Source organism: Nocardioides sp. CPCC 205120, from assembly GCF_048654585.1.
Lineage (GTDB): Bacteria > Actinomycetota > Actinomycetes > Propionibacteriales > Nocardioidaceae > Nocardioides.
The window spans coordinates 1,104,498-1,129,471 of sequence record NZ_JBMCYY010000001.1 but is presented as its reverse complement, the minus strand read 5'-3'; the positions used below and the strand labels follow the sequence as shown (position 1 = coordinate 1,129,471).

Sequence of the window (24,974 nt, the reverse complement as noted above, 5' to 3'; positions counted from 1 at the left end):
GCAGCCACGACCGCGCCATGATGGCCGGGTGACGGGAACGCGACGATGGGCTGGCTGACGCGGCTGCTCGGCGGCTCCGGCCGCTCCCCCGAGCAGGTCGAGGCCGAGCTGGCCAGCGCCCTGCTGGGGGTCGAGGGCGTGGGCCCCGTCGACCTGGCCTACCGCACCGACGCCAGCGGCGGCGGCTCCCTGCGGGGGTACGTCGAGGTGGCCGGGCCCGAGGCGTTCCGCGCCGCGCTCGGCGTGGTGGGCCGCGTGCTCGGCACCGACGGTGTCCGCGTGGCGGTCTACGTCGTCGGCCGCCTGCCCGACGGCGGCGAGGTCACCCCGTCCGACCTGGGTTTCCGCCCACGTCCCTCCGGCGCCGAGCTGCGCGAGGCTCAGTAGCGACCGGCGGTGGCCGAGAGCCACTGCTGCGTGCGACCGATCAGCGCGTCGACCTCCGCCGCGGGCCGCCCGTCGAGGACGGCGGACAGCGGGAGCTCGAGGCCGAACGTCGCCTGCCACGTCCGTGCCCGGGCGTACGTCGCCGGGTCCACGACCGCGCGCACGACGTGCCACCCGAAGGAGGCCAGGCACGCGGCGTCGACCGCCGGGTCGAAGGGCTGGGCGAGGTCCCAGTCGACGACCCCTGCCAGCCGGCCCTCGCGCCACAGCAGGTTCGGCCCGGCCAGGTCGCCGTGCACGAGCACGGGCTCGACGGGCGGGAGGGCGAGCGCGGCGTCGATGCGGCGGTGGGCCTCCCCGCGCCACGACGGCGGCAGGCGCTCCACGACGTGCCGGTCGAGCAGCTCGGCCCACTCGCCGCGGCCGGCGTACTCGTGCGGCTCGCCCAGCACGTCGGCCAGCGGCTCCAGGTCGACCGCGGCCAGCTCGCGCAGCAGTGCGGCCACGGCGGGCACGGGCGCCCGCGTCGACGGGGTGCCCTCCACCCAGCCGATCGCGACGGCGCCGTCGACCACGTCGCCCAGCACCGCGGGCGCCCCGAGCGCGGGGTGCCGCTCGCCCAGGCGGCGCAGCAGCTCGGTGCGCCGGGGCAGCAGCGCCGCGGCGCGCTCGGTGCGCGCGACGCGGACCACCGCCGTACCGGGGAGCAGCACCACGTCGTGCGACTCGCCGGACCGGTCGACCCGGGCGGCCTCGACGTCGGCGGCCGGCAGCAGGCGGGCGGCGATCTCCAGCAGGTCGGCGTTGTCCACCGTCCGACCCTAGGCGCCGGTCGAACCGGCCCCGGCCTCGCCCCCGACGCCTATCCTTGGACCCATGCCAGCCGGCCCCGCGCCCACCGCGGCGTTCTTCGACCTCGACAAGACGATCATCGCGAGGTCCAGCACGTTGGCGTTCAGCAAGCCCTTCCAGGCCGGCGGCCTCATCTCGCGGCGGGCGGTGCTGCGCTCGGCGTACGCCCAGTTCGTCTACCTCGTCGGCGGCGCGGACCACGACCAGATGGAGAAGATGCGGCAGTTCCTCTCCGCGCTCACCGCGGGCTGGGACGTGGCGACGGTGCGCGAGATCGTGGCCGACACCCTCCACAACATCGTCGACCCGCTGGTGTACGACGAGGCCGTCACCCTCATCGACGAGCACAAGCGGGCGGGCCGTGAGGTCGTCATCGTCTCCACCTCGGGCTCCGAGGTCGTCGAGCCGATCGGCGCCATGCTCGGCGCCGACCGCGTCGTCGCGACCCGCCTCGTCGAGGAGGAGGGGCGCTACACCGGCGAGATCGCCTACTACGCGTACGGCGAGGAGAAGGCCAACGCCGTGCGTGCGCTCGCCGAGGAGCGGGGCTACGACCTCACCGCCAGCTACGCCTACAGCGACTCCATCACCGACGTGCCGATGCTCGAGGCGGTCGGCCACCCCTCCGCGGTCAACCCGGACCGCGAGCTGCGCCGGTTCGCGGTCGCCAACGACTGGCCCGTCCTCGTCTTCGACGAGCCCGTCGCGCTGCGCGCCCGCCTGCGTCTCCCCCCGCCGGGCCCGACGTTCACCGCCCTCGCGCTGGGCGGTGCCCTGACCCTCGGCGGCGTCGCCTGGTCGCAGGTGCGGCGGCGCCGCCGTACCGCCTGAGGGGCGTCCTCGCCGGGGCGCGAAGTTACCGTCGAGGAACCCTTGCGTGACCCAGGTCACAGGCGTAGACAAGGAAGCACGCCGGACGCGGCGGAGGCGCACCTCGCAGGACGGTCCAGCAGGACAACTCAACAGAGCCCCACGCACCACCGGGTACCCACGCGGCGATCCACCCTTCTCACAGGGCGCCTGTCAGCGGGATCTCCCGAGGCAGCAACCAGATGCACGCTTGGTAGCCATCGGAGGTGCGTGTCAGCAACGGCCCCCGGATCTACGCGACTCCGGGGGCCGTTCGCTGCGCCCGTGCTCTGCGCCCGTGCTCTGCAACCGTGCTCCGGACCCACGTCCGCCCGAGCCCCGAGGCCCACGCGGCGCCGGTATCAGTCCGTCGCCTCGCGCCGCAGGGGGCTCGCCTCGGCGCCGGCCGCGAAGGCCTCCGCGCCGTAGAGCAACCACGCGTGCACGCCGGCCTGCCCGCCGTCGCGGTAGCCGCGCAGGTTCGACTCGTACTCCCGCCGCAGGGCCAGGTGGCCTGCCTCCGGCACGACCAACGACTTCTCGTCGAGACCGCGGGCGACGAGCACCAGCCGCTCGGCGGCGCGCGCCACGATGCCGTTGTGGGAGGCGAAGGGCGCCGACGCGGCGAGCTCGGCGTGCACCACCGCCGCCACCACCAGCGCCGGCGTCTCGCGCGAGCCCAGCAGCAGGTCCGCGATGCCCCGCAGCCGCGCCGCCGCCTCCTCGTCGCGCGGGCGGCCGAGCCGCTCGTCGGGCAGCGAGCCCGCCGCGGCCAGCGCGTGCAGCCGGGCGAAGACCATGAGGGGCGCGTGCCGCAGCTGCGGCGCCAGCCCGAGCAGCGCCGCGGAGAGCCGCAGCGCGTCCTGGGCGACGTCGTCGCCCTCCCCCTCGCGCACCTGGGTGAGCGAGGAGACCGAGCCCTCGAGCGCCGCGCTGGCGTGCGCGCCCCGCAGGAGCGACTCGGCGGTGGTCTCCGGGGAGGTGCGGCGCAACCCGCGGTCCCGCAGCATGACGTCGATGCCGTCGCGCGCGGCTGCGTACGCCGACCCGACCCCCTCGAGGGCGAGCAGGTGGGCGAGCGGGTCGGGGCTGGACGCGGTCACCCGCGCAGGCTACCGAGGCGGACGTCCCGGCCCGAACGCGCCGACCGCGACCGGGGGCCGCGGGAACGGGTGCCGCGGGAACGGCGACAGGGAGCCGACCCCCTGCGGGGCCGACTCCCTGTCGGTGGTGGAGCGGGTGGAGCGGGTGCGTCAGCGGCGGACGGGGACCTTGATCTCCGTCGCGGCGGGCGCGATGAGGCGCGTGCCCTCGGTCCACACGGCGAGGCGGTGCCAGCCGGTGGCCTTCGGCGGCAGGGTGACCCGGGCGAAGCCACGGTGCACCCAGACCTCCATGCCGGTGCCGGCGTACGACACGAACGCGCGGCCCGTGTACGGGGCGCCGCTCGAGTTGCCGACCTCGATGCCGAGCGTGCCCGTGCGGCCCGTCGGGATGGGCTGCGGCCACGCCGAGATCTTCAGGACCGAGCGGGCCTTGTTGATCGTCACGACGACGCCGACGCTGGAGGGCGCCGTGTTCCGGTCGCCGCCGTAGTAGACGCCGACCCGGTAGGTGCCCGGGGCGAAGGTCTTCGGCAGCGCGAGGACGGCGCGGCCGTTCGCGTCCACCGCGGCGCGGTGGACGTAGTTCCCCCAGCGCAGCTCGACGGTGCCGGTGCCCGTGCCCTCGGCCGTGTCCACCTGCACGGGGATCGCCGTGTACTGGTTGTAGAAGCCCGTGGCGGTGCCCGGGCCGACCAGCGTGGACGCGGGGCGGTTGTCGACGACCTCGATCGGGCCGACGACGGTGCCGCTGGCGTCGGAGACGAGGTAGACCAGGTCGCCGGCCTCGGCCTCGACCGGGATCGTCAGCTCGACGGCGGCGGAACCGCCCTCGACCGGGGACGACCCGATCTCACCGAGGTACTCGCCCTCGGCGTCGAAGAGCTCGGCGGTGAGGGCCTCGTTGGCGGGGGCGCCGCGCGAGGTCATGTCGAGGCCCGCGACCGTGAACTCGGCGGTCTCGCCGACGCCCAGCTGGGTCGGCACCGCGGGGGCGTCGACCTGGCGGACGGCGTAGTCGGGCTCGATCGGGCTGTTGTCCTCGAGGTAGGACAGCCACAGGTCGCGGTCGACGAGGCCGGTGTCGCGGCTCGTGCCGTTGGTGAAGGCCGTGAAGCTGTCACCGCCCTGCGCGAGGAAGTTGAACGTGGAGACCGTGTAGGTGTCCTCCGGTCCGACCAGCTCGCCGTCGATCCAGATGTTCTTGATCCGGTCGCCCGCGGCGCCGGCCGGGTCGACCGTCACGGAGATGTTGTCCGAGAGACCGAGGCGCAGCGTGGTGCTGCGGCCCTCGACGGGCCACTGCTGCTCGAGCACGGCCTTGAGGTCCGCGCCCGTCAGCTCGACGAGCCAGATGTTGTTGAGGAACGGCAGCACGTTGTTGGCCTCGGCCACCGTGACCACGCCGTCGGTGTTGCCCGGGACGGACGCGTTGCCCGCGAAGAGCAGGTCGTCGCGCAGGCCGCCCGGGTTGACGATGCCGATGTCGGCGGTGCCCAGGTTCGACGGGATGCCGTCGCGCAGCGCGTTGCCGACGAGGCCGCCGAGGCTCGACTGGGCGTCGCGGACCGCGGCGCCCGCGGAGTTGTAGGCACGGGTGATGTCGCCGGTGATCTCGCCGACCGGCTGGTTGCCGACCTCGGCCGCGTAGTCCAGGGCCTCGTCGGTGATCTCCTTGACCGCGGCCACGCGCGGCAGCGCGAGGTTCTCCGTGGCCGAGCGGGCCACGTTGGCCTGCTGGTAGGACACCACGTCGCCCGTCTCCGGGTCGACGCTGAGCAGGACCTGGCCGACGTTCTCGCCGTACTGGCCCGTCTGGAGGACCGGGCGCGTGCCCTCGCCACCGGGGACCGGGGCGTCGTAGGCGTACTTCTGGTGCGTGTGGCCGGTGAAGATGACGTCGACCGCGGCGGACGTGCCGTCCACGATGTCGGCGAACTCGGGCCGGTCGGCCTTGGCGGCGTCGAGGCTCGCAGCCGCGTTGGCGCCCTCGTGGTACTCGGCCACGATGACGTCGGCCTCGCCGTTGCTCTCGTCGCCGTCGCTCAGCTCGGCCGCGACGCGGTTGACCGCCTCGACGGGGTCGCCGAACTCGATGTCCGCGATGCCGGCCGGCGACACGATGTCGGCCGTCTCCAGCGTGACGGCGCCGATGACGGCGACCGACTGGCCCTGCACCTCGAGCAGCTCGTACTCCGGCAGGGCGGGCGTCGTCGTGCCCTTGTCGTAGACGTTGGCGCCGAGGAACGGGAACTCGGCCCGGTCGGCGACCCGCCCGGTCAGGTCGTCGTAGCCCTGGTCGAACTCGTGGTTGCCCGCGGCCGACGCGTCGAGGTCGAGCGCGTTCAGCACGTCGATGGTCGGCTCGTCCTGCTGCACGGCGGAGGCGAAGAGCGAGGCGCCGATGTTGTCGCCGTTCGACAGCAGCAGCGTGCTGTCGTCGCCGTGCTGGGCGCGGAGGCTCTCGACGGTCGTGGCGAGCTTCGTCGTGTTCGCGTCGATGCGACCGTGGAAGTCGTTGATGTTGAGGAGCTGGATCGTGACGGGGTCGGCCGCGGTGGCGGACGGCGCGACGGCGACCGGCACGACGACGCACGCGGTGGCGGACGCGACGGCGAGCGCCGCGAGACGGCCGACGCGCGATCGGGCGCTCGTCGGGGGGACCTGGTGAACGGACAACGCGGTACCTCTCGAGGGTCAAAGGGTGGCCTCGGCACGCTATCCCGAGAATTTCCTGAGAGCCCCGTCCCGACGGGTGAAAGTTCTGTGACGAACGGGCGTCGGGGCGGCATCGGTGGCGGCGTGGCGAGGCCGCCCGCGGGCACCGCGCCGGTAGCCTCGGCCGCACCATGGACCACCTGTCCGCGCAGACCCGTACCTCCCCGTTCCCCCCGGACGCCGCCGCCTGGCTGGCGGGTCAGTCCGGGCGCACCGTGGTGCTCGTCGGCGACCCCCGCGGCACGGCCACGCTCGCCGAGGCGCTGGCCGCCCTCGGGTACGACGTGCGCGCCAGCGAGGACGGCTCGATGAGCCTCCCGGACCGCTCCGTCGACGCGATCGTCGCGGTCGAGGAGCTCCCCGACCTCGAGGTCGCGGCGCGCGTCCTGCGCCCGGGCGGCCAGGTCGCGGTGCTCGCGCAGGAGCACGACCAGCGCATCCCGTGGGTCCGCAAGCTCGGCGCGGCGCTCCGCCTCGGCGGGGCCCCCGACCCCACCGGCCCCCTGGTCGACTCTCCCTTCTTCGGCTCCGTCGGCACGGAGTCGTTCCGCCACTGGCAGGTCGTCACCCGCGACGGCCTGGCCGAGGTCGTGCGCCGCCTGCCCGCGGTGCTCGCCCGCAGCCACTCGGAGCGGGAGCGCGCCGTCGCCGACGCGCTCGCGCTCTACGACGACTACGGCCGCGGCCCCGACGGCATGCAGCTGCCGTGGATCAGCCACTGCCACCGCGCCCCGGTGCTCGCCGAGGCCTGGGCCACCGTGACCGAGCGGGCCCGTGCCGCGGCCGAGGCCGCCGAGCTGTCCGAGCGCGCCTCGCGCGCCGCCGCCCGCCGGGCAGCCGAGGGCGACGGCACCGACACCCACGCCGCGACCGACGCCGCGACCGGCACCGACGAGCCGGGGGTCCCGGGCCCCTCGGACGAGGCGGCCGGACAGGCCACCGGGCAGTACCCCGGCGAGGACGCCGCCGCGGGCGAGGGTCGCCGTACCCTGCCGCGCCCGCAGCCCACGTTCGACATCGGCGACACCGCCGAGGGCGTCATCACCTACGTCGTCGACACCGGCGAGATGCCCCCGGTCCGCGCCCCGCTGGGCGACGACCGCGCGCGCCCGGCGTCGCGGCGCGCACCCGCCGCCCCCGCTGCCGAGGTCGACGAGCCCGACGAGGGCGACGGCGACCTGCTCATCCGCTTCCGCTGACGTGGCGCGCTGGAGCAGGCGCCGCACCCACCTGGGCACGGAGGCCGACCGCGCGACCTTCCGCACGCTCCACAACGCCTCGCTCGCCGCTCCCGCGCTGCGCGAGGGCCTGCGCGCCGACAGCGCCGAGCGGGCCGTGCGCCACCTGCGCGCCCTGCTGGGCACCCCGGCCGTCGCGCTCACGGGCGCCGGCGGCGTGCTCGCCTGGGACGGGATCGGCGCCCACCACGCCGAGCAGTGCGCCGCGCTGGCCCGCCGGGCCGTCGACGCGGGCGTCACCCTCCTCGCGGACGCCGACGAGCTGCCCTGCACGACCGACGGGTGCCTGGCGCGGGCCGCGATCGCGAGCCCCCTGGTCGTCGAGGACGACGTCGTCGGCACCCTGACCGTGCTCGCGCCCCGCTCGACGGGACGGCTGGTGCGGGCCACCGACGAGGTGGCCGTCTGGGTCTCGGGGCAGCTGGCCCTCGCCGAGCTCGACGCCTCGCGCAACCGGCTCGTCGAGGCCGAGGTGCGGGCGCTGCGGGCCCAGATCAGCCCGCACTTCGTCTACAACTCCCTCGGCGCGATCGCCAGCTTCGTGCGCACCGACCCCGACCGGGCCCGCGAGCTGCTGCTCGAGTTCGCCGACTTCACGCGCTACTCCTTCCGCCGCCACGGCGAGTTCACGACGCTGGCCGACGAGCTGCGCGCCATCGAGCGCTACCTGCTGCTCGAGCAGGCCCGCTTCGGCGACCGGCTCGCGGTGCGGCTGCGGATCGCCCCGGAGGTGCTCGGCGTGACCGTGCCGTTCCTGTGCCTGCAGCCGCTGGTGGAGAACGCCGTGCGCCACGGGCTGGCCGGCTCCCCGCGGCCCGTCACCACCGTCACGATCGTCGCCCGCGACGTGGGCCGGCTCTGCGTCGTCGAGGTCGAGGACGACGGGGCGGGCGAGGACCCCGAGCGCATCGCGCGGGTGCTCGCCGGCGAGGACGTCACGAGCAGCGGGCCCGGCGGGCGCGCGGGCGGCGAGGGCGCGCACCCGTCGGTCGGGCTCGGCAACGTCGACGCCCGGCTGCGCGCGACGTACGGCGACGAGGCCGGCCTCGTCGTGGAGACCGCGCCGGGCGCCGGGACGAAGGTGACGGTGCGCGTGCCCAAGTTCGCGCCGGGCGTGCACCCCTGAGCGGGCGCGCTCGCGCTACGGTCGTGCGGTGATCCAGGCCACTCCTCCCGGGCCGACCTCCGGGCCGACGTCGGGGACGGCTGCCGGGACGGCCCCCGGACCGGCCCCCGGCGCAGCGCCCCTCCCCGTCGCCCTCGTCGTCGACGACGAACAGCCGGCCCGCGACGAGCTGGCCTGGCTGCTCGGCCGCGACCCGCGCGTCGGTGAGGTGCGGGTCTGCGCGTCGGCGACCGAGGCGCTGCGGGTGCTGCACGAGGGCGGCGTCGACGTGGTCTTCCTCGACATCGCCATGCCGGGGCTGAGCGGCCTCGAGCTGGCCGGTGTGCTCGCGGCCTTCCGCGAGCCGCCGCCGGTGGTCTTCGTGACCGCGCACGAGGAGCACGCCCTCGAGGCCTTCGACCTCAGCGCCGTCGACTACCTGCTCAAGCCGCTGCGCGAGGAGCGTCTCGCCGAGGCGGTACGGCGGGTGCTCGCCCGCAGCGCGCCCGCGCCGGGCCCGCTCCTCGACGAGCAGGTGCGCGTCGAGCGCGGCGGGGTCACCCGCTTCCTGCCCCGCTCCGCGATCCGCTACGTCGAGGCGCAGGGCGACTACGCCCGGCTGCACGCGCGCGTCGACGGCGAGGCGGCGTCGTACCTGGTGCGGACCCCGCTGACGACGCTCGAGGAGGAGTGGGCCGACGCGGGCTTCGTGCGGGTCCACCGGTCGCTGCTCGTCGCGCTCGCGCACGTCGCCGAGGTGCGCATGGAGGCGGGCCGCTGCACGGTGCTCGTCGACGGCACCGAGCTCGGCGTGAGCCGGCGGCACACCCGGGCGCTGCGCGAGGTGCTCGCCGGGCGCGTCGGGGCCCGCTGAGCGTGGAGCCCCACGACCTGCCGGAGCCGCCGCGCCCGCTGCCGCCGTCGGCGCGCGTGCGGGTGACCGGCCCGCCGCGCCGCACGGTCCGTCGTACGACGGGGGCGGAGCAGATCGACGCGGGCACCGCGGTCGGCGAGGTCTACCTCCGCTCGCTGCTGCGCGAGCAGCTGCGCCTGGGGCTGCTGACCGTCGGGACGCTGGTGGTGGGGCTCGGCGGGCTGCCGGCGCTGTTCTACCTCGTGCCGTCGCTGGCCGACGTGCGCGTGCTCGGGGTGCCGCTGGCGTGGGCGGTGCTCGCCGGCGCCGTCTACCCGCTGCTCTTCGGCCTCGGCTGGCTGCACGTGCGGCGCGCGGAGGCCAACGAGCGTGACTTCGCCGAGCTCGTGGCCCGCCGGGCCGGGGAGGAGCAGGGGTGAGCGGCGACCTCGACCCCACGTGGGGCGCGGGGGCCGTCGCGCTCGTCGTCGTCGCGACCCTCGTGATCTCGACGTGGGGCCTGCGGTTCTCCCGCACCACGAGCGACTTCTTCGTCGCCTCGCGCAGCGTGAAGCCCGGGCTCAACGCCTCCGCGATCGGCGGGGAGTACGTCTCCGCCGCCTCGTTCCTCGGCGTCGCCGGGCTGGTGATGGCGTTCGGGGCGGAGATGCTCTGGTACCCCGTCGGCTGGACCGCGGGCTACGTCGTGCTGCTCGCCCTCGTCGCCGCCCCGCTGCGCCGCTCGGGGGCCTACACGCTGCCCGACTTCGCCGAGGCGCGGCTGGCGTCGGGCACCGTGCGCGCGGCCTGCGCGCTGCTCGTCGTCGCCGTGGGCTGGCTCTACCTGCTGCCGCAGTTCCAGGGCGCCGGCATCACGCTGACCGCGGTGACGGGGGCGCCCCGCTGGCTCGGCGGGCTCGTCGTGGCCGTCGTCGTCCTCGCCGGCGTCGCCTCCGGCGGGATGCGCTCCATCACCTTCGTCCAGGCGTTCCAGTACTGGCTCAAGCTGACCGCGCTGCTCGCCCCGCTCGCCGTCCTCGCCGTCGTGTGGCTCGGCGACGGCCGGCCCCTGCCCGACGACCTCGCGACGGGCTCCGGCACCGGCGACGACGGCTGGTCGACGCCGTTCGGCGGCGGCACGAGCGGGCTGAGCGACGGGCCGGAGGGCCTCTACCTGACCTACTCCGTGATCGTCGCGACGTTCCTCGGCGCGATGGGGCTGCCGCACGTCGTCGTGCGGTTCTACACCAACCCCGACGGCCGGGCCGCCCGCCGTACCACCCTCGGGGTGCTGGGGCTGCTGGGCCTCTTCTACCTGTTGCCGCCCGTGTACGGCGCCCTCGGCCGCGTGTACGGCGCGGACGACGGGGCCGGCGGGGCGGACACGGTCGTGCTGCGCCTGCCGGGCCTGATGACCGACGGCACGACGGCCGACGCGCTCACCGCCGTGCTGACCGCGGGGGCGTTCGCGGCGTTCCTGTCGACGTCGTCGGGCCTGACGATCGCGGTCGCCGGGGTGCTGAGCCAGGCCGTGACGCGCAGCCGCCACGCCACCCGGGGGCTCGGCCCGGTCGCGGCCTTCCGCGTCGCCGCCGTGCTGGCGGCCGGCGTGCCCTGCCTCGCCGCGCTGGCGGCGCCGGGGCTGCCCGTCGCGCGCTCCGTCGGGCTCGCCTTCGCGGTCGCCGCCTCGACGTTCTGCCCCCTGCTCGTGCTGGGGATCTGGTGGCGCGGGCTGACCGCCGCCGGGGCGCTGGCCGGCCTCGTCGTGGGAGGGATCGGCTCGTTCGTCGGCGTGGTCGCGGCGCTGGTGCTGGGCTCCGCCAGCGGGGAGGGCTGGGGCGTGGCGCTCGTGACCCAGCCGGCCGCGTGGAGCGTGCCGCTGGCCTTCGCCACGATGGTCGCCGTCAGCCGCGCGACCCGGGGGCGGGTGCCCGAGGGCGTCGACCGCTTCATGGTGCGGCTCCACACCCCCGAGGCCGTCGAGCTCGACCGGGGCTGAGCGCGGGCTCACCGGACCCGGTTCGTGGCCGGGCGCTCAGACCTCGGCGTCGACGGGCAGCTGGCGGGGGTCGTGCGCGGTGACGACGGTGACGGCCGGGTCGGCGTCGAGGCGGCGCAGGGCGGCGTGGTTGCGCCGCAGCCGCCACGGCTGGCGGCAGGCGACCGTCTCGAAGGCCCGCAGCGCCGGCAGCTTGCCGAGCACCTCCCCCGTGCCCGGGTCGCACGCCCCGAACGTGCTGGCGTCGAAGGCCGCGTCGCCCGCGTGCACGACGAGCCCGGCGTCGCCCTCGACGGCGACCGCCGCGTGGCCCCGGGTGTGCCCGGCCATCGGCACGAGCACGATGCCCGGCAGCACCTCGTGGCCGCTGAGCCCGTCGCGCCACGGCTCGCCCGGGCCCGCGTGGCGGCGTACGTCGCTCGTCGTCGCCCACTGCACCGGGCGGTAGCGCAGCCGCTCGGGGGCGTGCGTGGCGACGGTCGCGGCGGCCCACTCGGTCGCGGTGGTGTGCAGCACCGCCTGCGGGAAGTCCGACAGCCCGCCGGCGTGGTCGAAGTCGAGGTGGGTCACCACCACGTGGGTGACGTCGGTGGCGCTGTGGCCCAGGGCCAGCACGGCCGCCAGCGCCGTCGTGCTGGGGTCGCGGTCGGGCCGCAGCATCCGCCCCACCGGGCCGAGCCGGCGCGGGTCGGCGAGGTCCGCCGTACCCAGGCCGGTGTCGACGAGCACGAGGCCGGCCTCGTGCTCGACGACCAGGACGTGGCAGACCGCCGGCGCCGCGAACCGGGGACGGAGGACGCCGGCGACGGCGTGGTGCACGCGCATGCCCCGATCTTGGCACCCCGGCCCGGGGAGCCGGGGCGCGAACCGCGGAGACGGCCGCTCGGCGACCGTTCGTCGCGCGCGGGCGACCGCTCGGCGCCCGCCCACGGCCGCCCACCGACCCGCGCCGGTCGCGGGATCCCCCGCGAGCGCGACCCCACCTAGCGTGACGGTGCTCACATCCCCGCCGAGGAGGCAACGATGCCCGAACCGTCCGAGCAGAGGTACCGCTCGACGTCCGAACCGATCTACGCCGAGCTGCACTCGACGGCGCAGTTCGCCGAGCTGCGCCGGCGCTACCGCGGCTTCGCGCTGCCGTGGACCGTCGCGTTCCTCGTCTGGTACCTGACCTACGTCGCGCTCTCCAACTGGGCGCCCGACCTGATGAACGCCGAGGTGGTCGGCAACATCAACGTCGCACTCATCTTCGGCCTGCTGCAGTTCGTCACGACGTTCGGCATCGCCTGGCTCTACTCGCGCCACTCCACCCGGACCCTCGACCCCCTCGCGGCCGAGCTCCTCGACCGCTACGACACCCGCGGTGCCGCCGGCGGCTCGCACCTCCGGAAGGACGACCCGCGATGAACCAGCAGTTCCTCACCAGCGCGCTGTTCCTCGGCGTCGTCCTCCTCACCGTCGGGATCACGTTCTGGGCCTCGCGCCAGACGAAGTCCGCGACCGACTTCTACTCGGGCGGCCGCTCGTTCTCCGGCTTCCAGAACGGCCTCGCGATCGGCGGCGACTACATGTCGGCCGCCTCGTTCCTCGGCATCTCCGGAGCCATCGCCCTCTACGGCTACGACGGCTTCCTCTACTCGATCGGCTTCCTCGTCGCCTGGCTCGTCGCGCTCCTGCTCGTCGCCGAGATGCTGCGCAACGCGGGCCGCTACACGATGGCCGACCAGCTCGCCTTCCGCATGCGCCAGCGCCCGGTGCGCACGGCCGCGTCGGTGTCCACCGTCGTCGTCTCGATCTTCTACCTGCTCGCGCAGATGGTCGGCGCCGGCACGCTCGTGGCCCTGCTGCTGGGCGTCTCGAGCGAGGCGGTCAAGAACCTCACCATCGTGGGCGTCGGCCTGCTGATGATCTTCTACGTCGTCGTCGGCGGCATGAAGGGCACGACGTACGTCCAGATCGTCAAGGCCGTGCTGCTCATGCTCGGCTCCGCCCTCATCGTCTTCCTCGTCATGCTGAAGTTCGACTTCAACCTCTCGGCGCTGCTCGGCGAGGCGGCGGACAAGTCGGGCAAGGGCGACGCGTTCCTCCAGCCCGGCCTGCAGTACGGCTCGACCCTGACCTCGCAGATCGACTTCCTGTCGCTCGGCCTGGCCCTCGTGCTCGGTACGGCGGGACTCCCCCACATCCTCATCCGCTTCTACACGGTGCCGACCGCCCGGGACGCCCGGAAGTCGGTGCTGTGGGCCATCGGCCTCATCGGCGCCTTCTACCTGATGACGCTGGTGCTCGGCTTCGGTGCCGCGGCGCTCCTCGACACCTCCGAGGGCTCCACGGTCGGCGACAACTCGAACCTCGCCTCCCCGCTGCTCGCGGAGGCGGTCGGCGGCGGCGACGGCTCGACCGGCGGCGCGATCCTGCTCGCGCTCATCTCGGCGGTCGCCTTCGCGACCATCCTCGCGGTCGTCGCCGGCCTGACGCTGGCGTCGTCCTCGTCGGTGGCGCACGACCTCTACAAGGGCGTGTTCAAGAAGGAGGGCACCGTCACCGAGAAGGACGAGGTGCGCGTCGCCCGCATCGCGGCCTTCGCCATCGGCGCCGTCGCCATCGTGCTCGCCATCCCGGCGCAGCGCCTCAACATCGCCTTCCTCGTGGCGCTGGCCTTCGCGGTCGCCGCGTCGGCCAACCTGCCGGCGATCCTGTTCAACATGTTCTGGAAGCGCTTCAACACCCGGGGCGCGACCTGGAGCATCTACGGCGGCCTCATCACCAGCGTGGGCCTCGTGCTGCTCTCGCCGGTGACCTCCGGCGCCGAGACGTCGCTGTTCCCGGACAGCGACTGGGCGATCTTCCCGCTCAACAACCCCGGCATCGTGTCGATCCCGGCGGGCTTCCTGCTCGGCATCATCGGCACCCTGTCGTCGCGGGAGTCGACGTCGGAGCAGCTGTACGCAGAGCTCGAGGTCCGCGCGCTCACCGGCGCCGGCGCCGAGGGCGCGAGCCAGCACTGAGCCGAGCGGTGGGGATCCCCCGGGCGACCGGGGGGTCCCCACCGTCACGCACCGCAGCAGACCCGCAGACCCGTCGCACGACCGCAGCACCGGCCTAGGCTGACGACGACCAGCCGCCCAGCACCGACCGCCCCCGTGGCGGAGGAGGAGAGAGACGTGAGCGAGAACCTGTCGAACCTGCTCAAGGAGGAGCGGCGCTTCGCCCCGCCCGCCGAGCTGGCCCGCAACGCCAACGCCACGGCGGCCACCTACGAGCGGGCCGCGGCCGACCGCCTCGGCTTCTGGGCGGAGCAGGCCGAGCGCCTCACGTGGGGCGAGCCCTTCACCGAGGTGCTCGACTGGAGCGACCCGCCCTTCGCGAAGTGGTTCGTCGGCGGCAAGCTCAACGTCGCCTACAACTGCGTCGACCGCCACGTCGAGGCCGGCAACGGCGACCGCGTCGCCTTCCACTTCGTCGGCGAGCCCGGCGACACCCGCGACATCACCTACGCCGAGCTCAAGGACCTCGTGTCCCAGGCGGCCAACGCGCTCACCGACCTCGGCGTCCGGGCGGGCGACCGCGTCGCCATCTACATGCCGATGATCCCCGAGGCCGTCGTCGCGATGCTGGCCTGCGCGCGCCTCGGCGCCCCCCACACCGTCGTCTTCGGCGGCTTCTCCTCCGACGCCCTCGCGTCGCGGATCGAGGCCTGCCAGGCCGAGGTCGTCGTCACCGCCGACGGCGGCTACCGCCGTGGCGCCCCCTCCGCGCTCAAGCCCGCCGTCGACGACGCCGTCGCCAAGCTCCCCGACGGTGCGGTGCGCAGCGTGCTGGTGGTGCGCCGTACCGGGCAGGACCTGCCGGACGGCTCGTGGGTCGAGGGGCGCGACGTGTGGTGGCACGACGTGGTCGAGGCCGCGTCCACCGAGCACACGCCCGCGCTGTTCGACGCCGAGCAGCCGCTCTACGTCATGTTCACCTCGGGCACGACGGGCAAGCCCAAGGGCATCCTGCACACCTCGGGCGGCTACCTCACCCAGTGCGCCTCCACCTTCTGGTCGACGTTCGACCACAAGCCGGAGACCGACGTCTACTGGTGCACCGCCGACATCGGCTGGGTCACCGGGCACTCCTACATCGTCTACGGCCCGACCGCGAACGGCGCGACCCAGGTGCTCTACGAGGGCACCCCCGACTCGCCGCACAAGGGCCGCTGGTGGGAGATCGTGCAGGAGAAGAAGGTCACGACGCTCTACACGGCGCCGACCGCCATCCGCACCTTCATGAAGTGGGGCGACGACATCCCCGCGCGGTACGACCTCTCCTCCCTGCGCCTGCTCGGCTCCGTGGGTGAGTCGATCAACCCCGAGGCCTACGTCTGGTACCGCGAGAACATCGGCGGCGGCACCGCGCCCATCGTCGACACCTGGTGGCAGACTGAGACCGGCGCCCACATGATCAGCCCGATGCCGGGCGTCACCGAGGGCAAGCCCGGCTCGGCGATGCTCGCCGTGCCCGGGATCGAGGTCGCGGTCGTCGACAACGACGGCAACCGGGTCGGCAACGGCGAGGGCGGGCTGCTCGTCATCACCGAGCCCTGGCCGGCCATGCTCCGCACCATCTGGGGCGACGACCAGCGCTACAAGGACACCTACTGGTCGCGCTTCCCCGAGCACGGCTACTACTTCGCCGGCGACGGCGCGAAGCTCGACCAGGACGGCGACATCTGGCTGCTCGGCCGCGTCGACGACGTCATGAACGTCTCGGGCCACCGCCTGTCGACGACCGAGATCGAGTCGGCCCTCGTGTCCCACCCGAAGGTCGCGGAGGCCGCCGTCGTGGGCGCCGCCGACGAGACCACCGGCCAGGCCGTCTGCGCCTTCGTCATCCTCCGCGAGGAGGCCGGCGACGGCGGCGCCGACATCGTCGAGGAGCTGCGCACCCACGTGGCCAAGGAGATCGGCCCCATCGCCAAGCCCCGCCAGGTGATGGTCGTGCCCGAGCTGCCCAAGACCCGCTCCGGCAAGATCATGCGGCGCCTGCTGCGCGACGTCGCCGAGCACCGCGAGGTCGGCGACGTGACCACGCTGGCCGACTCCTCGGTGATGGACCTGATCTCGAAGGGCCTGTCGACCGACAAGGCGGACGGCTGAGCCTGACGGGCGCCACCCGCACGACCCCGCGGCCCGGCCGCGCGGCGTACCCGCTCCACGGGGTGCGCCGTGCGCGCCGGGCCGTGCCACGCCTGCGTTGTAGGGTCGGGCGAGACGCAGCTGCGCCGCCGCCCGCACCACCACGAGCCACCAGGGGATGACTCCATGACGACCGACCCGGTCAACCAGGTCAAGGACACCGAGCCCACCATCGGCCAGCTGGTGGCCGACGCGAGCCGCGACGTGTCCACGTTGCTGCAGAAGGAGATCCAGCTCGCCAAGGCCGAGCTGAAGGTCAGCGTCAGGAACGGCGGCACGGGCGCCGTGCTCTTCGCCGTCGCCGGCTTCCTCGGCCTGCTCGCGATCATCCTGCTGTCGATCGCCTTCGCGTACCTCATCCACTGGAACGGCGACGGCCTCGCCCTGCACTGGGCCTACCTCATCGTCACGGGCGCGTACCTGCTGCTCGCCGGGCTGCTCGTGCTCCTGGGCATCCGCAAGGTCAAGAAGGTCCGCGCCCCCGAGCGCGCCATCCGCCAGGGCAAGCAGATCCCCCCGGCCCTCAAGGGCAAGGTCGGCTGACCTCCCGCTCCCCTGCAGACCCCGCAGCACCCGGGCAGCCCCGCTGCCCCCGACGCGCCCCGCCGGCCCTGGCCCGCGGGGCGCTGGCGTCCCCGCCGTCGTACGACGGGAGGCTCAGGCCGCGCAGGCCCCCGTGCCGACCTCGACGGAGGAGCCGATGCCGGCCTCGCCGGCCCGCGCCACCTGCGCGGCGGTGAGCGCGTAGCCCGTGTCGGTGTCGGTCACCGACGCCGCGAAGATGACGCCGACGACCTGGCCCGCGGCGTCGACGACCGGGCCGCCGGAGTTGCCGGGCCGCACGAGGCCGCGCAGCGAGAAGACGTCGCGCACGGTGCGGCCCTCGCCGTAGATGTCGGGCGAGCGCAGCTGCTGCTGGGCGCGGATGCGGGCGGGCTGCACGTCGTACGGCCCGTCCTGGGGGTAGCCGAGGATCGCCACGCTCTCCTCGGTCGCCCCTTCGCCGAACGCGAGCGGCGCGAGGCCCTGGTCGTCGAGGGCGAGGACGGCCACGTCGACCTGGGGGTCGTAGTGCACGACGCGGGCCTCCACCCACTCGCCGTCGAGCTCGACGCGCGGCTCGTCGACGCCGGCGACGACGTGGGCGTTCGTCATGAGTCGGTCGTCGGCGTAGAGGAAGCCCGTGCCCTCGACGCCGCGGCCGCAGTCGTTGTCGCCGCGGATCTTCAGCACGCGGCTGCGGGCGTCGACGACCCCGGCCGCCTGCAGGGTGGCCCGGTCGCCCGGGGAGACCTCCACGATGCGCTCGGGCGCGAACGGTTCGAGGTAGCGCGGGAAGAAGGACGTGCCCACCACGCCGTTGAACGCCTCGAGCGCACGGTCGGCCTGCCCCGGCAGCACGGTGTCGACCTTGGCCAGCACCGCAGAGCTGCGCACGGCCTCGGTCACGCCGGCGATGCGGGTGCCCGAGACCGCGACGCCGAGCGCCCAGGCGACCAGCAAGACGGCGAGCGCGCTGAGCGCCGCCCCGCCGACGGCGTCGACGACACGCGCCGGCTGCCAGGTGACGTGGTCGCGGGCGCGGGAGCCCAGGTACTGGAAGCTGGCCTGCCCGATCGAGGCGAGCAGGATGACGATGAAGAGGGCGCCCAGGGAGACCCACAGGCCCGGCTCGGCGTCACCCAGCACCAGCGGCGCCAGCACGATGCCGGCGAGCCCGCCGACGAGCAGCCCGGCCGTCGCGAACGCACCGGTGATGAACCCCTGCCAGTAGCCCGACAGGGCGTAGGTGCCCACGAGCAGGAGCAGCACCCAGTCCAGCCAGTTCATCCGTCGCTCTCCTCGATGTCGGCCATCGGCCCCTCGATCGGGGCCTCGACCGGCTCGTCCGTGCCCTCCGTGGCCGTCAGCGGCCCGGCGCGCTCGGCGCCGCCCAGCATGTACGACGGGAGCCCCGTCGTGAGCGTGTCGTCCCAGGGCTCGCTCCACCCGAGGAAGTCGAGCAGGCGGGCGACGATGCCGCCCGTGAAGCCCCAGAGCACCACGTCGTGGTCCTCGCCGATGAGGAAGCCGGGCGAGGACCAGCCCGAGGGTCCGCGGACGGTGCGCCGCCACCGGGGGTCGACGAGGTCGGCGACGGCGACCCGGTGGATCGCGTGCACCTCGTCGGCGCTGCGCACCGACACGGTGCCGGGCGAGGCCCACCAGGCGACGACCGGCACGACGGCGAAGTTGCTGGGGGGCAGCCACAGCTCGGGCAGCCGCCCGACGACGTGCACGGAGGCCGGATCGAGCCCGATCTCCTCCCACGCCTCGCGCAGCGCGGCCTGCTCGTGGGTCTCGCCGGGGTCGAGGCTGCCGCCCGGGAACGACACCTGCCCGGGGTGCGAGCGCATGTGGTGGGCCCGCTCGGTGAGCAGCAGCTCGGGGCCGCGCTCGCCCTCGGCGAACACCATGAGGACCGCGCCGGGGCGGGCGTCGCCGCCGGGCGGGGGCGTGAACGCCGTGAGGTGCTCGGCCCGGATCGTGGCGAGCGCGTCGGTGATGGGGCGCAGCCAGTCGGGGGCACCCGCCGGGGCGACGGTCCCGTCCGTGCCGTTCCCCTCCTCGCTGCCGGGTCCCCCGCCGCCGGGCCCGCTCACCGCTGCAGCTCCAGGTGCTCGTCGACGAGGTCGAGCAGCTGCTCCGGGGACTTCAGCGCGATGGCCTCGCTGAACACGACCTGCCCGGAGGCGTCGACGAGGGTGGTGACCGGCAGGCCGCGGTTGAGGGCGAGGAACGCCTCCTGCGTGCCGAGGTACTCCTGGGTGTCGACGAGCAGCGGGTAGGTCACCCCGGAGTCCGCGACCAGCTCCATCGCCCCCTCGGGGTCGAGCTCGTTGTAGGCGACCCCCACGGTGGCGACCTGGTCGCCGTACTGCTGGTGGAAGGCCTGCAGCAGCGGCATCTCCTCGCGGCACGGGCCGCACCAGCTGGCCCAGAAGTTCAGCAGCAGCGGGCCCTCGAGCGAGCTGAGGTCGACCGGCTCGCCCCCGCCGAAGCACGGCAGCACGGCGCTCGGCAGGCCGCCGTCGACCGGCTCGCCGGTCCCCGGCACGCACGGCTCGACGCCCGCGTCGGCCTTGAGCTCGCGCAGCTCGGGGCTGTCGACCACCAGGTCGCGCGGCCCCACGCTGGGCACGACGTACGTCTCCCCGTCCCGCGCCCCCTGCTCCGCGGGCGCGCAGCCGGCGAGCGCGCCGGTGAGGGCGAGCAGGGCGGCGGCCGCCGCCGTACCCCTCACGCGCGACCCTCGGTGCGCACCAGCGCCTCCGCGAGCACCGGGTCGGTCGGGCCCTCGCCGAACGCGGGGCACCACTTGGCGACGGGGCAGGCGCCGCAGGCGGGCTTCTTCGCGTGGCAGCGGCGCCGGCCGTGCCAGATGAGGTGGTGCGACAGCATGGTCCAGTCGCTGCGCGGGAAGAGGGCGCCGATCGCGTGCTCGACCTTCACCGGGTCGGTCTCCTCGGTCCAGCCGAAGCGGCGCACGAGGCGGCCGAAGTGGGTGTCGACCGTGATGCCGGGGACGTCGAACGCGTTGCCGAGCACGACGTTGGCCGTCTTGCGGCCCACGCCCGGCAGCGTCACGAGGTCCTCGAGGCGGGCCGGCACCTGCCCGTCGTACCGCTCCACGAGGGCCTGGCTGAGCTTGAGCAGCGCGTCGGTCTTGGCGCGGAAGAAGCCGAGCGGGCCCACGATGCCCTCGAGCACGGCGCGGTCGGCGGCGGCCATCGCGGCGGGGTCCGGGTACGCCGCGAACAGCGTGGGCCGCACCGCGTTGACCCGCTTGTCGGTCGTCTGCGCGGAGAGCACGGTGACGACCAGCAGCTCGAAGGGGTTGTCGAAGTCGAGCTCGCACCGGGCGTCGGGATAGGTGTCCGCCAGCACCCGGTTGATCTTCCGGGCACGGCGGACCAGGGCGACGTCGGGCACCCCGACAGGGTACGGGTCGCCACCGACCGGCGTGCCGTGCCACGGCCTGGCGGCGCTGGAGGCGCGTCGCCGCTAGGATGCGGGGTGGTCGTGGCGCGCGCCACGACCGACACCGTCTCCCCGGGAGGATCTTGTGGACATCGACGTGCTGCGTCAGGCGCCGCTCTTCAGCGCGCTCGACGACGAGGCGATCGAGTCTCTCGTCGAGTCGCTGGCCGAGACCCGCCTGCGGCGCGGCGAGGTGCTGTTCCACGAGGGCGACTCCGGGGACAAGCTCTACGTCGTGCTCGACGGCAAGGTGAAGCTCGGCCGCACCTCCGCGGACGGCCGCGAGAACCTGCTGGCGATCCTCGGCCCCGGCCAGATGTTCGGCGAGCTGTCGCTCTTCGACCCGGGCCCGCGCTCGGCGACCGTCACCGCGGTGACCGAGTCGACCTTCGCGTCGCTCTCCCACGACGACCTGCAGGGCTGGATCGAGGGCCGCCCCAGCGTCGCCCGCGGCCTCCTGGCCCAGCTGGCCGCGCGCCTGCGCAAGGCCAACGACGTCGTGGCGGACCTCGTGTTCTCCGACGTGCCCGGCCGCGTCGCCAAGGCCCTCATCGACCTCGCCGACCGCTTCGGCCGCACCGCCGACGACGGCGTGCACGTGCACCACGACCTCACCCAGGAGGAGCTGGCGCAGCTCGTCGGCGCCTCGCGGGAGACGGTCAACAAGGCGCTCGCGGACTTCACCTCGCGCGGCTGGCTGCGCCTGGAGCCCCGCTCCGTCGTCATCATGGACATCGAGCGGCTCTCGCGCCGCGCGCGCTGAGCGAACCTCATGATTCCCCGCCTAGGTGGGGAATCATGTGCTCTACGAGCAATGCCTAGGTCGTAAAGCACATGTTTCCCCGCCTAGGCGGGGAAACCTCAGAGCCCCAGGTACGCCAGCTGGGCCCGCACGCTGAGCTCGGCGGCGCCCCAGAGCACGGGGTCGACGTCGGCGTAGACGACCTCGACCACGCGGCGCGGCAGCGCGTCGGCGTCCACCTGCTCCACCTCGCGCAGGCCGGCCACGGCCGTCTCCACCTGCTCGAGCCGGGAGCGCCGGTGGGCGATGTAGTAGTCCAGCGCGGCCAGCGCGTCGTCGATCACCGGGCCGTGCCCCGGCCACACCACGCGCGTCTCCTCGCGCTCGGCGAGCGCGTGGAGCCGGTCGAGGGAGTCGAGGTAGGCACCGAGCTGCCCGTCGGGGTGCGCGACCACCGTCGTGCCCCGCCCCAGCACCGTGTCGCCCGTCAGCACCGCCCGCTCGGCGGGCAGCACGAAGGACAGCGAGTCGGCCGTGTGGCCGGGCGTCGCCACCACGCGCACCTCCAGCCCGTCCACCTCGACGACGTCGCCGTCGCCCAGCCCCTCGGCCCCCAGCCGGTACGCCGGGTCCAGCGCCCGCACGCCGCAGCCGACCCGCTCCGCGAACGCCTTGGCGGCCTCGGAGTGGTCGAGGTGGTGGTGGGTGAGGAGCACGGCGCCGACCCGGCCGCCGGCGGCCTCGAGGACCGCGTCGAGGTGGGCCTCGTCGGGCGGACCCGGGTCGACCACCACGGCGCGGGCGGCGCCCGGCTCGCTCAGCACCCACGTGTTGGTGCCGTCCAGCGTCATCGTCCCGGCGTTGGGGGCCAGGACGCACCGGGCCCGCTCGCCGAAGGTGCCGCCGTGCCACGCCTCCACGCGGGGCCCCTCAGCCGCGGTGCGCCGCGAGGACGGGACGCATCCGGTCGGGCATCGACATGGTCCAGCCGCCGTCCGGGAGCGGCTCGACGTCCGGCTCGAACATCTCCACGGTGCGCCGGCCCGCCTCGGCGAGCACGGCCGCGGCGCTCGACTGCTGCGCGACGTCGAGGCACGTGAGGTACGTCGGGGGCATCATCGCGGTGCTCCCGGTCTCGGCAGCCGCGACGGCGTCGGCGGCCGGCACCCACTCGACCGAGGACGACTCGGTGGAGACGTCACGGGTGCGCTGGCCCGCGGGGAGCGCCGCGGTGAAGAACCAGGTGCGGTAGCGCTTCGGCTCGAAGCGGGGCGTCACCCAGGCGTCCCACACGCCGAGCAGGTCGGTGCGCAGCACCAGCCCGCGGCGGGCGAGGAAGTCGGTGAAGGCCAGCTCGTGGGTCTCGAGCGCGACGCGGTCGGCCTCCCAGTCGTCGCCGGTGGTGTCGGCGACGACCTCGTCGGCGGACGCGCCGGCCAGCAGCACGCCGGACTCCTCGAACGTCTCCCGCACGGCGGCGCAGACCAGCGCCGCGGCGCGGTCCACGTCCACGCCGAGGCGATCGGCCCACGCGGCGGGCGGCGGACCGGCCCAGCCGCCGTCACCCAGGTCGGCGTCGAAGTCGCGCGGGTCGACCCCGCCGCCGGGGAAGACCGCCATGCCGGCCGCGAACGCCATCGAGGTGTGGCGCCGCAGCAGGTAGAGCTCCGGACCGCCGGCGCCGTCGCGCACGAGCACGACCGTCGCGGCGTCGCGGGGCTCCACGGGCGTGCGCCGCCCCGCGGCGTACTCCTGCGAGAGCGCGACGACCTCGTCGGGCACGGGCACCGGCGGCAGCGGGATGCGCACGCTCAGACCTCGACGACGATCTCGACCTCGACGGGCGCGTCGAGCGGCAGGACCGGCACGCCGACGGCGGAGCGCGCGTGCACCCCGGCCTCGCCGAAGACCCGGCCCAGCAGCTCGGAGGCGCCGTTGGCGACCTGCGGCTGCCCGGTGAAGTCGGGCGTCGAGGAGACGAACGCGACGACCTTCACCACCCGCTTCACCAGCGCGAGGTCACCGATCTCGGCCTTGACGGCGGCGAGCGCGTTGAGGGCGCACTGCTGCGCGCAGGCGACGGCGTCCTCCGGGCTCACCGCACCCCCTACCTTGCCGGTCGCCATCAGCTCGCCGCCCCGCATGGGCAGCTGGCCCGACGTCATCACGTGGATGCCGGACCGGACCGCGGGCACGTACGCCGCGACCGGCTTCGCGACCTCGGGCACGGTCAGGCCGAGCTCGGCCAGGCGCTCCTCGGGGTGCGCCACGGCTCAGCCCTGGCCGGGACGCTTGAGGAAGGCGACGAGCCCGCCCTGGGCGTTGGTGTGGATGGCCACCAGCTCCCAGCCGTCCTGGCCGAAGTTGTTCAGCATCAGTGCCTCGTTGTGGAGCGGAATCGGCGCCACCTGGTACTCCCACTTCGTCATGCGGGCACCCTACTCGGCGCGCTCACCACCACCCGACGTACGGCTCCAGCGCCTTCTTCAGCTCGTTGACGGCGAGCGCCACGAACAGCGCCGCGCACACCGCCATGGCGAGGTTGGAGAACCAGCGGTTGCGCCACTCGCGGGGCACGACGGCGCCCACCACGCCGCCGGGGTCCGCCCGGCCGCCGCCGGTGCGGTTGAGCAGCACCAGCAGGGTCACGGCGAGGAACGGCATGAAGAACGCGCCGAGCACGCCGTAGGCCAGGATCAGGCCGACGGGCTCGTCGAGCAGCAGGAGCAGCATGGGCGGGAAGGTCAGCCACAGCATGTAGGCCTTGAAGTACTTGCCGCCGGTGCGCGTGTCGGGGTGGCCGGGCTCGAGGCCCCGCAGCGTGCCGACGAAGTCGGCGAACATGAGGCTCACGCCGCTCCACACGCCGATGAGCGAGGAGAACGACGAGGCCCAGAACCCGAGCAGGAAGACGTGGCCGAACACGTCGCCGTACCGGTCGGTGAGCACCTCGGAGAGGTCGAGCAGGCCCTGGTCGCCGGTGCTGATGGCGATGTTCGCGGAGTAGAGGAGCTCGGCACCGACGACGAGCATCGAGATGACGAAGATGCCGGTCACGGCGTAGGCGACGTTGTTGTCGATGCGCATGACCCGCATGAAGTGCGGGGTCGACCAGCCCTTCTCGCGCAGCCAGTAGCCGTAGGCCGCGAGCGTGATCGTGCCGCCCACGCCGCCCGCGATGCTCAGCACGTAGACGATCGAGCCGTCCGGGATGATCGGGCGCAGGCCGAGCAGCACCTCGCCCAGGTTGGGCAGCGTCAGCACCGCCGCGCCGACGACCGCGACGAACATGATGCCGACGAAGATGGTGACGACCTTCTCGAAGGTCGCGTAGCTGCCGAACCACACCAGCGCCAGGCCCAGGAGGCCGCTGGCGATCGCCACCCACCGCAGCGACAGCTCGGGGAAGAGCGCCACCACCGGCAGCGCCGACGACGACATCGCCGTCGCGCCGTAGATGATCCCCCAGACCATGATGTAGGGCGCGAAGTACCACATCGTCCAGGCGCCGAGGCTGCGCCAGCCGTCGAAGATCGAGCGGCCGGTGGCGAGCGAGTAGCGGCCCGCGCCCTCGACCAGCACGACCTTCATGATCGTGCCGAGCACCGCCACCCACAGCAGCGTGTACCCGTAGCGCGACCCCGCGACCAGCGTCGCGACGAGGTCGGCCGCGCCGACGCCCGTCGCCGCCACCACGAGGCCGGGCCCGATCACCCGCCAGCGGGGCGGTGAGCCGTCGACGGCCGCTGCGGGCCTGCCGGTCTCGGGGGTCTGGTCGGGCTGGTGCTGCTCGGCCACGGGGGGTGCTCCTCGTCGTCGGGGTCCCGGGACGCTACCAAGTGGTCCGGTCCGGCCCGACGCCCGCCGGTGTGGTCGGGGGGACGTGCCGCGGGGGCCGAGGTGACCGATGGCGCGAGGTGGCCGCGGA

Annotated in this window: 25 protein-coding genes; 12 read left to right on the top strand and 13 right to left on the bottom strand. The window is 74.4% G+C overall.

All coding sequences use genetic code 11. The features are described 5' to 3' along the window. Positions 1 to 45 precede the first annotated feature (45 nt). Positions 46 to 387, top strand: a complete 342-nt coding sequence (locus ACOACO_RS05235) for a hypothetical protein (protein WP_420295185.1) — start codon at positions 46 to 48, stop codon at positions 385 to 387. Here the strand turns inward: ACOACO_RS05235 and ACOACO_RS05230 are convergent. After that, the gene (locus ACOACO_RS05230; RefSeq protein ID WP_420295184.1) at positions 381 to 1,199 is read right to left on the bottom strand and encodes a phosphotransferase; all 819 of its coding nucleotides are present in this window, start codon (positions 1,197 to 1,199) and stop codon (positions 381 to 383) included. The genes ACOACO_RS05235 and ACOACO_RS05230 overlap by 7 nt on opposite strands. Positions 1,200 to 1,263: 64 nt before the next feature. Here ACOACO_RS05230 and ACOACO_RS05225 point away from each other — a divergent pair, with 64 nt between their 5' ends. Continuing rightward, a complete protein-coding gene (locus ACOACO_RS05225; RefSeq protein ID WP_420295183.1) occupies positions 1,264 to 2,070 on the top strand; it encodes an HAD family hydrolase in 807 nt (268 codons plus the stop codon). Between the two features lie 380 nt (positions 2,071 to 2,450). Here ACOACO_RS05225 and ACOACO_RS05220 read toward each other — a convergent pair whose 3' ends face one another. Together ACOACO_RS05220 and ACOACO_RS05215 are read right to left on the bottom strand one after the other, a co-directional pair. Further along, positions 2,451 to 3,191 carry an oxidoreductase gene (locus tag ACOACO_RS05220; RefSeq protein WP_420295182.1) on the bottom strand — a complete coding sequence of 247 codons (741 nt, stop codon included), beginning with the start codon at positions 3,189 to 3,191 and terminating at the stop codon, positions 2,451 to 2,453. A 150-nt stretch (positions 3,192 to 3,341) separates the two neighbouring features. Further along, positions 3,342 to 5,870: a 5'-nucleotidase C-terminal domain-containing protein gene (locus ACOACO_RS05215; protein ID WP_420295181.1), complete on the bottom strand. Its 2,529-nt coding sequence runs from the start codon at positions 5,868 to 5,870 to the stop codon at positions 3,342 to 3,344. Between the two features lie 170 nt (positions 5,871 to 6,040). Here ACOACO_RS05215 and ACOACO_RS05210 point away from each other — a divergent pair, with 170 nt between their 5' ends. The 5 genes from ACOACO_RS05210 to ACOACO_RS05190 are packed head-to-tail and all read left to right on the top strand — an operon-like array spanning position 6,041 to position 11,104. Further along, positions 6,041 to 7,108, top strand: a complete 1,068-nt coding sequence (locus tag ACOACO_RS05210) for a hypothetical protein (protein WP_420295180.1) — start codon at positions 6,041 to 6,043, stop codon at positions 7,106 to 7,108. 1 nt (position 7,109) lies between these two features. Continuing rightward, positions 7,110 to 8,273 (top strand): sensor histidine kinase, encoded by a 1,164-nt coding sequence (locus ACOACO_RS05205; protein WP_420295179.1) that lies wholly within the window; start codon positions 7,110 to 7,112, stop codon positions 8,271 to 8,273. Between the two features lie 28 nt (positions 8,274 to 8,301). Continuing rightward, a complete protein-coding gene (locus ACOACO_RS05200; protein ID WP_420295178.1) occupies positions 8,302 to 9,126 on the top strand; it encodes a LytR/AlgR family response regulator transcription factor in 825 nt (274 codons plus the stop codon). A 2-nt stretch (positions 9,127 to 9,128) separates the two neighbouring features. Then, positions 9,129 to 9,545, top strand: coding sequence for a hypothetical protein (locus ACOACO_RS05195; protein WP_420295177.1), 417 nt, complete (start codon positions 9,129 to 9,131; stop codon positions 9,543 to 9,545). Further along, a complete protein-coding gene (locus tag ACOACO_RS05190) occupies positions 9,542 to 11,104 on the top strand; it encodes a cation acetate symporter (RefSeq protein WP_420295176.1) in 1,563 nt (520 codons plus the stop codon). The genes ACOACO_RS05195 and ACOACO_RS05190 overlap by 4 nt, the downstream gene beginning before the upstream one ends. Before the next feature lie 36 nt (positions 11,105 to 11,140). On the opposite strand, the gene ACOACO_RS05185 is transcribed toward ACOACO_RS05190, so the two are convergent. Next, the gene (locus ACOACO_RS05185) at positions 11,141 to 11,929 is read right to left on the bottom strand and encodes an MBL fold metallo-hydrolase (RefSeq protein ID WP_420295175.1); all 789 of its coding nucleotides are present in this window, start codon (positions 11,927 to 11,929) and stop codon (positions 11,141 to 11,143) included. A gap of 198 nt (positions 11,930 to 12,127) precedes the next feature. On the opposite strand from ACOACO_RS05185, the gene ACOACO_RS05180 reads away from it, so the two are divergent. The 4 genes from ACOACO_RS05180 to ACOACO_RS05165 all read left to right on the top strand — a co-directional run bounded on the left by ACOACO_RS05180 (position 12,128) and on the right by ACOACO_RS05165 (position 16,827). Next, positions 12,128 to 12,511: a DUF485 domain-containing protein gene (locus ACOACO_RS05180; RefSeq protein WP_420295174.1), complete on the top strand. Its 384-nt coding sequence runs from the start codon at positions 12,128 to 12,130 to the stop codon at positions 12,509 to 12,511. Then, a complete protein-coding gene (locus tag ACOACO_RS05175; protein ID WP_420295173.1) occupies positions 12,508 to 14,112 on the top strand; it encodes a cation acetate symporter in 1,605 nt (534 codons plus the stop codon). Before ACOACO_RS05180 ends, ACOACO_RS05175 begins: the two co-directional genes overlap by 4 nt. A 156-nt stretch (positions 14,113 to 14,268) precedes the next feature. Further along, the gene (gene acs, locus ACOACO_RS05170) at positions 14,269 to 16,245 is read left to right on the top strand and encodes an acetate--CoA ligase (RefSeq protein ID WP_420295172.1); all 1,977 of its coding nucleotides are present in this window, start codon (positions 14,269 to 14,271) and stop codon (positions 16,243 to 16,245) included. A 165-nt stretch (positions 16,246 to 16,410) separates the two neighbouring features. Further along, positions 16,411 to 16,827 (top strand): phage holin family protein, encoded by a 417-nt coding sequence (locus ACOACO_RS05165; RefSeq protein ID WP_420295171.1) that lies wholly within the window; start codon positions 16,411 to 16,413, stop codon positions 16,825 to 16,827. 114 nt (positions 16,828 to 16,941) lie between these two features. On the opposite strand, the gene ACOACO_RS05160 is transcribed toward ACOACO_RS05165, so the two are convergent. From ACOACO_RS05160 to nth, 4 genes are read right to left on the bottom strand one after another with little or no spacing between them, the layout of a single operon-like run. Then, positions 16,942 to 18,114, bottom strand: a complete 1,173-nt coding sequence (locus ACOACO_RS05160; RefSeq protein ID WP_420295170.1) for a MarP family serine protease — start codon at positions 18,112 to 18,114, stop codon at positions 16,942 to 16,944. After that, on the bottom strand, positions 18,111 to 18,926 hold the full coding sequence (locus tag ACOACO_RS05155) for an NUDIX hydrolase (RefSeq protein WP_420295169.1): 816 nt from the start codon (positions 18,924 to 18,926) through the stop codon (positions 18,111 to 18,113). Before ACOACO_RS05155 ends, ACOACO_RS05160 begins: the two co-directional genes overlap by 4 nt. Continuing rightward, positions 18,923 to 19,567 carry a TlpA family protein disulfide reductase gene (locus ACOACO_RS05150; RefSeq protein ID WP_420295168.1) on the bottom strand — a complete coding sequence of 215 codons (645 nt, stop codon included), beginning with the start codon at positions 19,565 to 19,567 and terminating at the stop codon, positions 18,923 to 18,925. Before ACOACO_RS05150 ends, ACOACO_RS05155 begins: the two co-directional genes overlap by 4 nt. Continuing rightward, a complete protein-coding gene (gene nth, locus ACOACO_RS05145) occupies positions 19,564 to 20,256 on the bottom strand; it encodes an endonuclease III (protein ID WP_420295167.1) in 693 nt (230 codons plus the stop codon). The genes ACOACO_RS05150 and nth overlap by 4 nt, the downstream gene beginning before the upstream one ends. Positions 20,257 to 20,389: 133 nt before the next feature. On the opposite strand from nth, the gene ACOACO_RS05140 reads away from it, so the two are divergent. After that, on the top strand, positions 20,390 to 21,067 hold the full coding sequence (locus tag ACOACO_RS05140) for a Crp/Fnr family transcriptional regulator (RefSeq protein ID WP_277498834.1): 678 nt from the start codon (positions 20,390 to 20,392) through the stop codon (positions 21,065 to 21,067). Between the two features lie 98 nt (positions 21,068 to 21,165). Here ACOACO_RS05140 and ACOACO_RS05135 read toward each other — a convergent pair whose 3' ends face one another. The 5 genes from ACOACO_RS05135 to ACOACO_RS05115 are packed head-to-tail and all read right to left on the bottom strand — an operon-like array spanning position 21,166 to position 24,844. After that, entirely contained in the window at positions 21,166 to 21,966 is an 801-nt protein-coding gene (locus tag ACOACO_RS05135; protein WP_420295166.1) for an MBL fold metallo-hydrolase, read from the bottom strand. Between the two features lie 10 nt (positions 21,967 to 21,976). After that, positions 21,977 to 22,855: an NUDIX hydrolase gene (locus ACOACO_RS05130; RefSeq protein ID WP_420295165.1), complete on the bottom strand. Its 879-nt coding sequence runs from the start codon at positions 22,853 to 22,855 to the stop codon at positions 21,977 to 21,979. 2 nt (positions 22,856 to 22,857) lie between these two features. Continuing rightward, positions 22,858 to 23,316 carry a RidA family protein gene (locus tag ACOACO_RS05125; RefSeq protein WP_277498829.1) on the bottom strand — a complete coding sequence of 153 codons (459 nt, stop codon included), beginning with the start codon at positions 23,314 to 23,316 and terminating at the stop codon, positions 22,858 to 22,860. A 3-nt stretch (positions 23,317 to 23,319) separates the two neighbouring features. After that, on the bottom strand, positions 23,320 to 23,475 hold the full coding sequence (locus tag ACOACO_RS05120; protein WP_172268980.1) for a hypothetical protein: 156 nt from the start codon (positions 23,473 to 23,475) through the stop codon (positions 23,320 to 23,322). 22 nt (positions 23,476 to 23,497) lie between these two features. Continuing rightward, positions 23,498 to 24,844, bottom strand: coding sequence for an Nramp family divalent metal transporter (locus ACOACO_RS05115; RefSeq protein WP_420295164.1), 1,347 nt, complete (start codon positions 24,842 to 24,844; stop codon positions 23,498 to 23,500). Positions 24,845 to 24,974 lie beyond the last annotated feature (130 nt).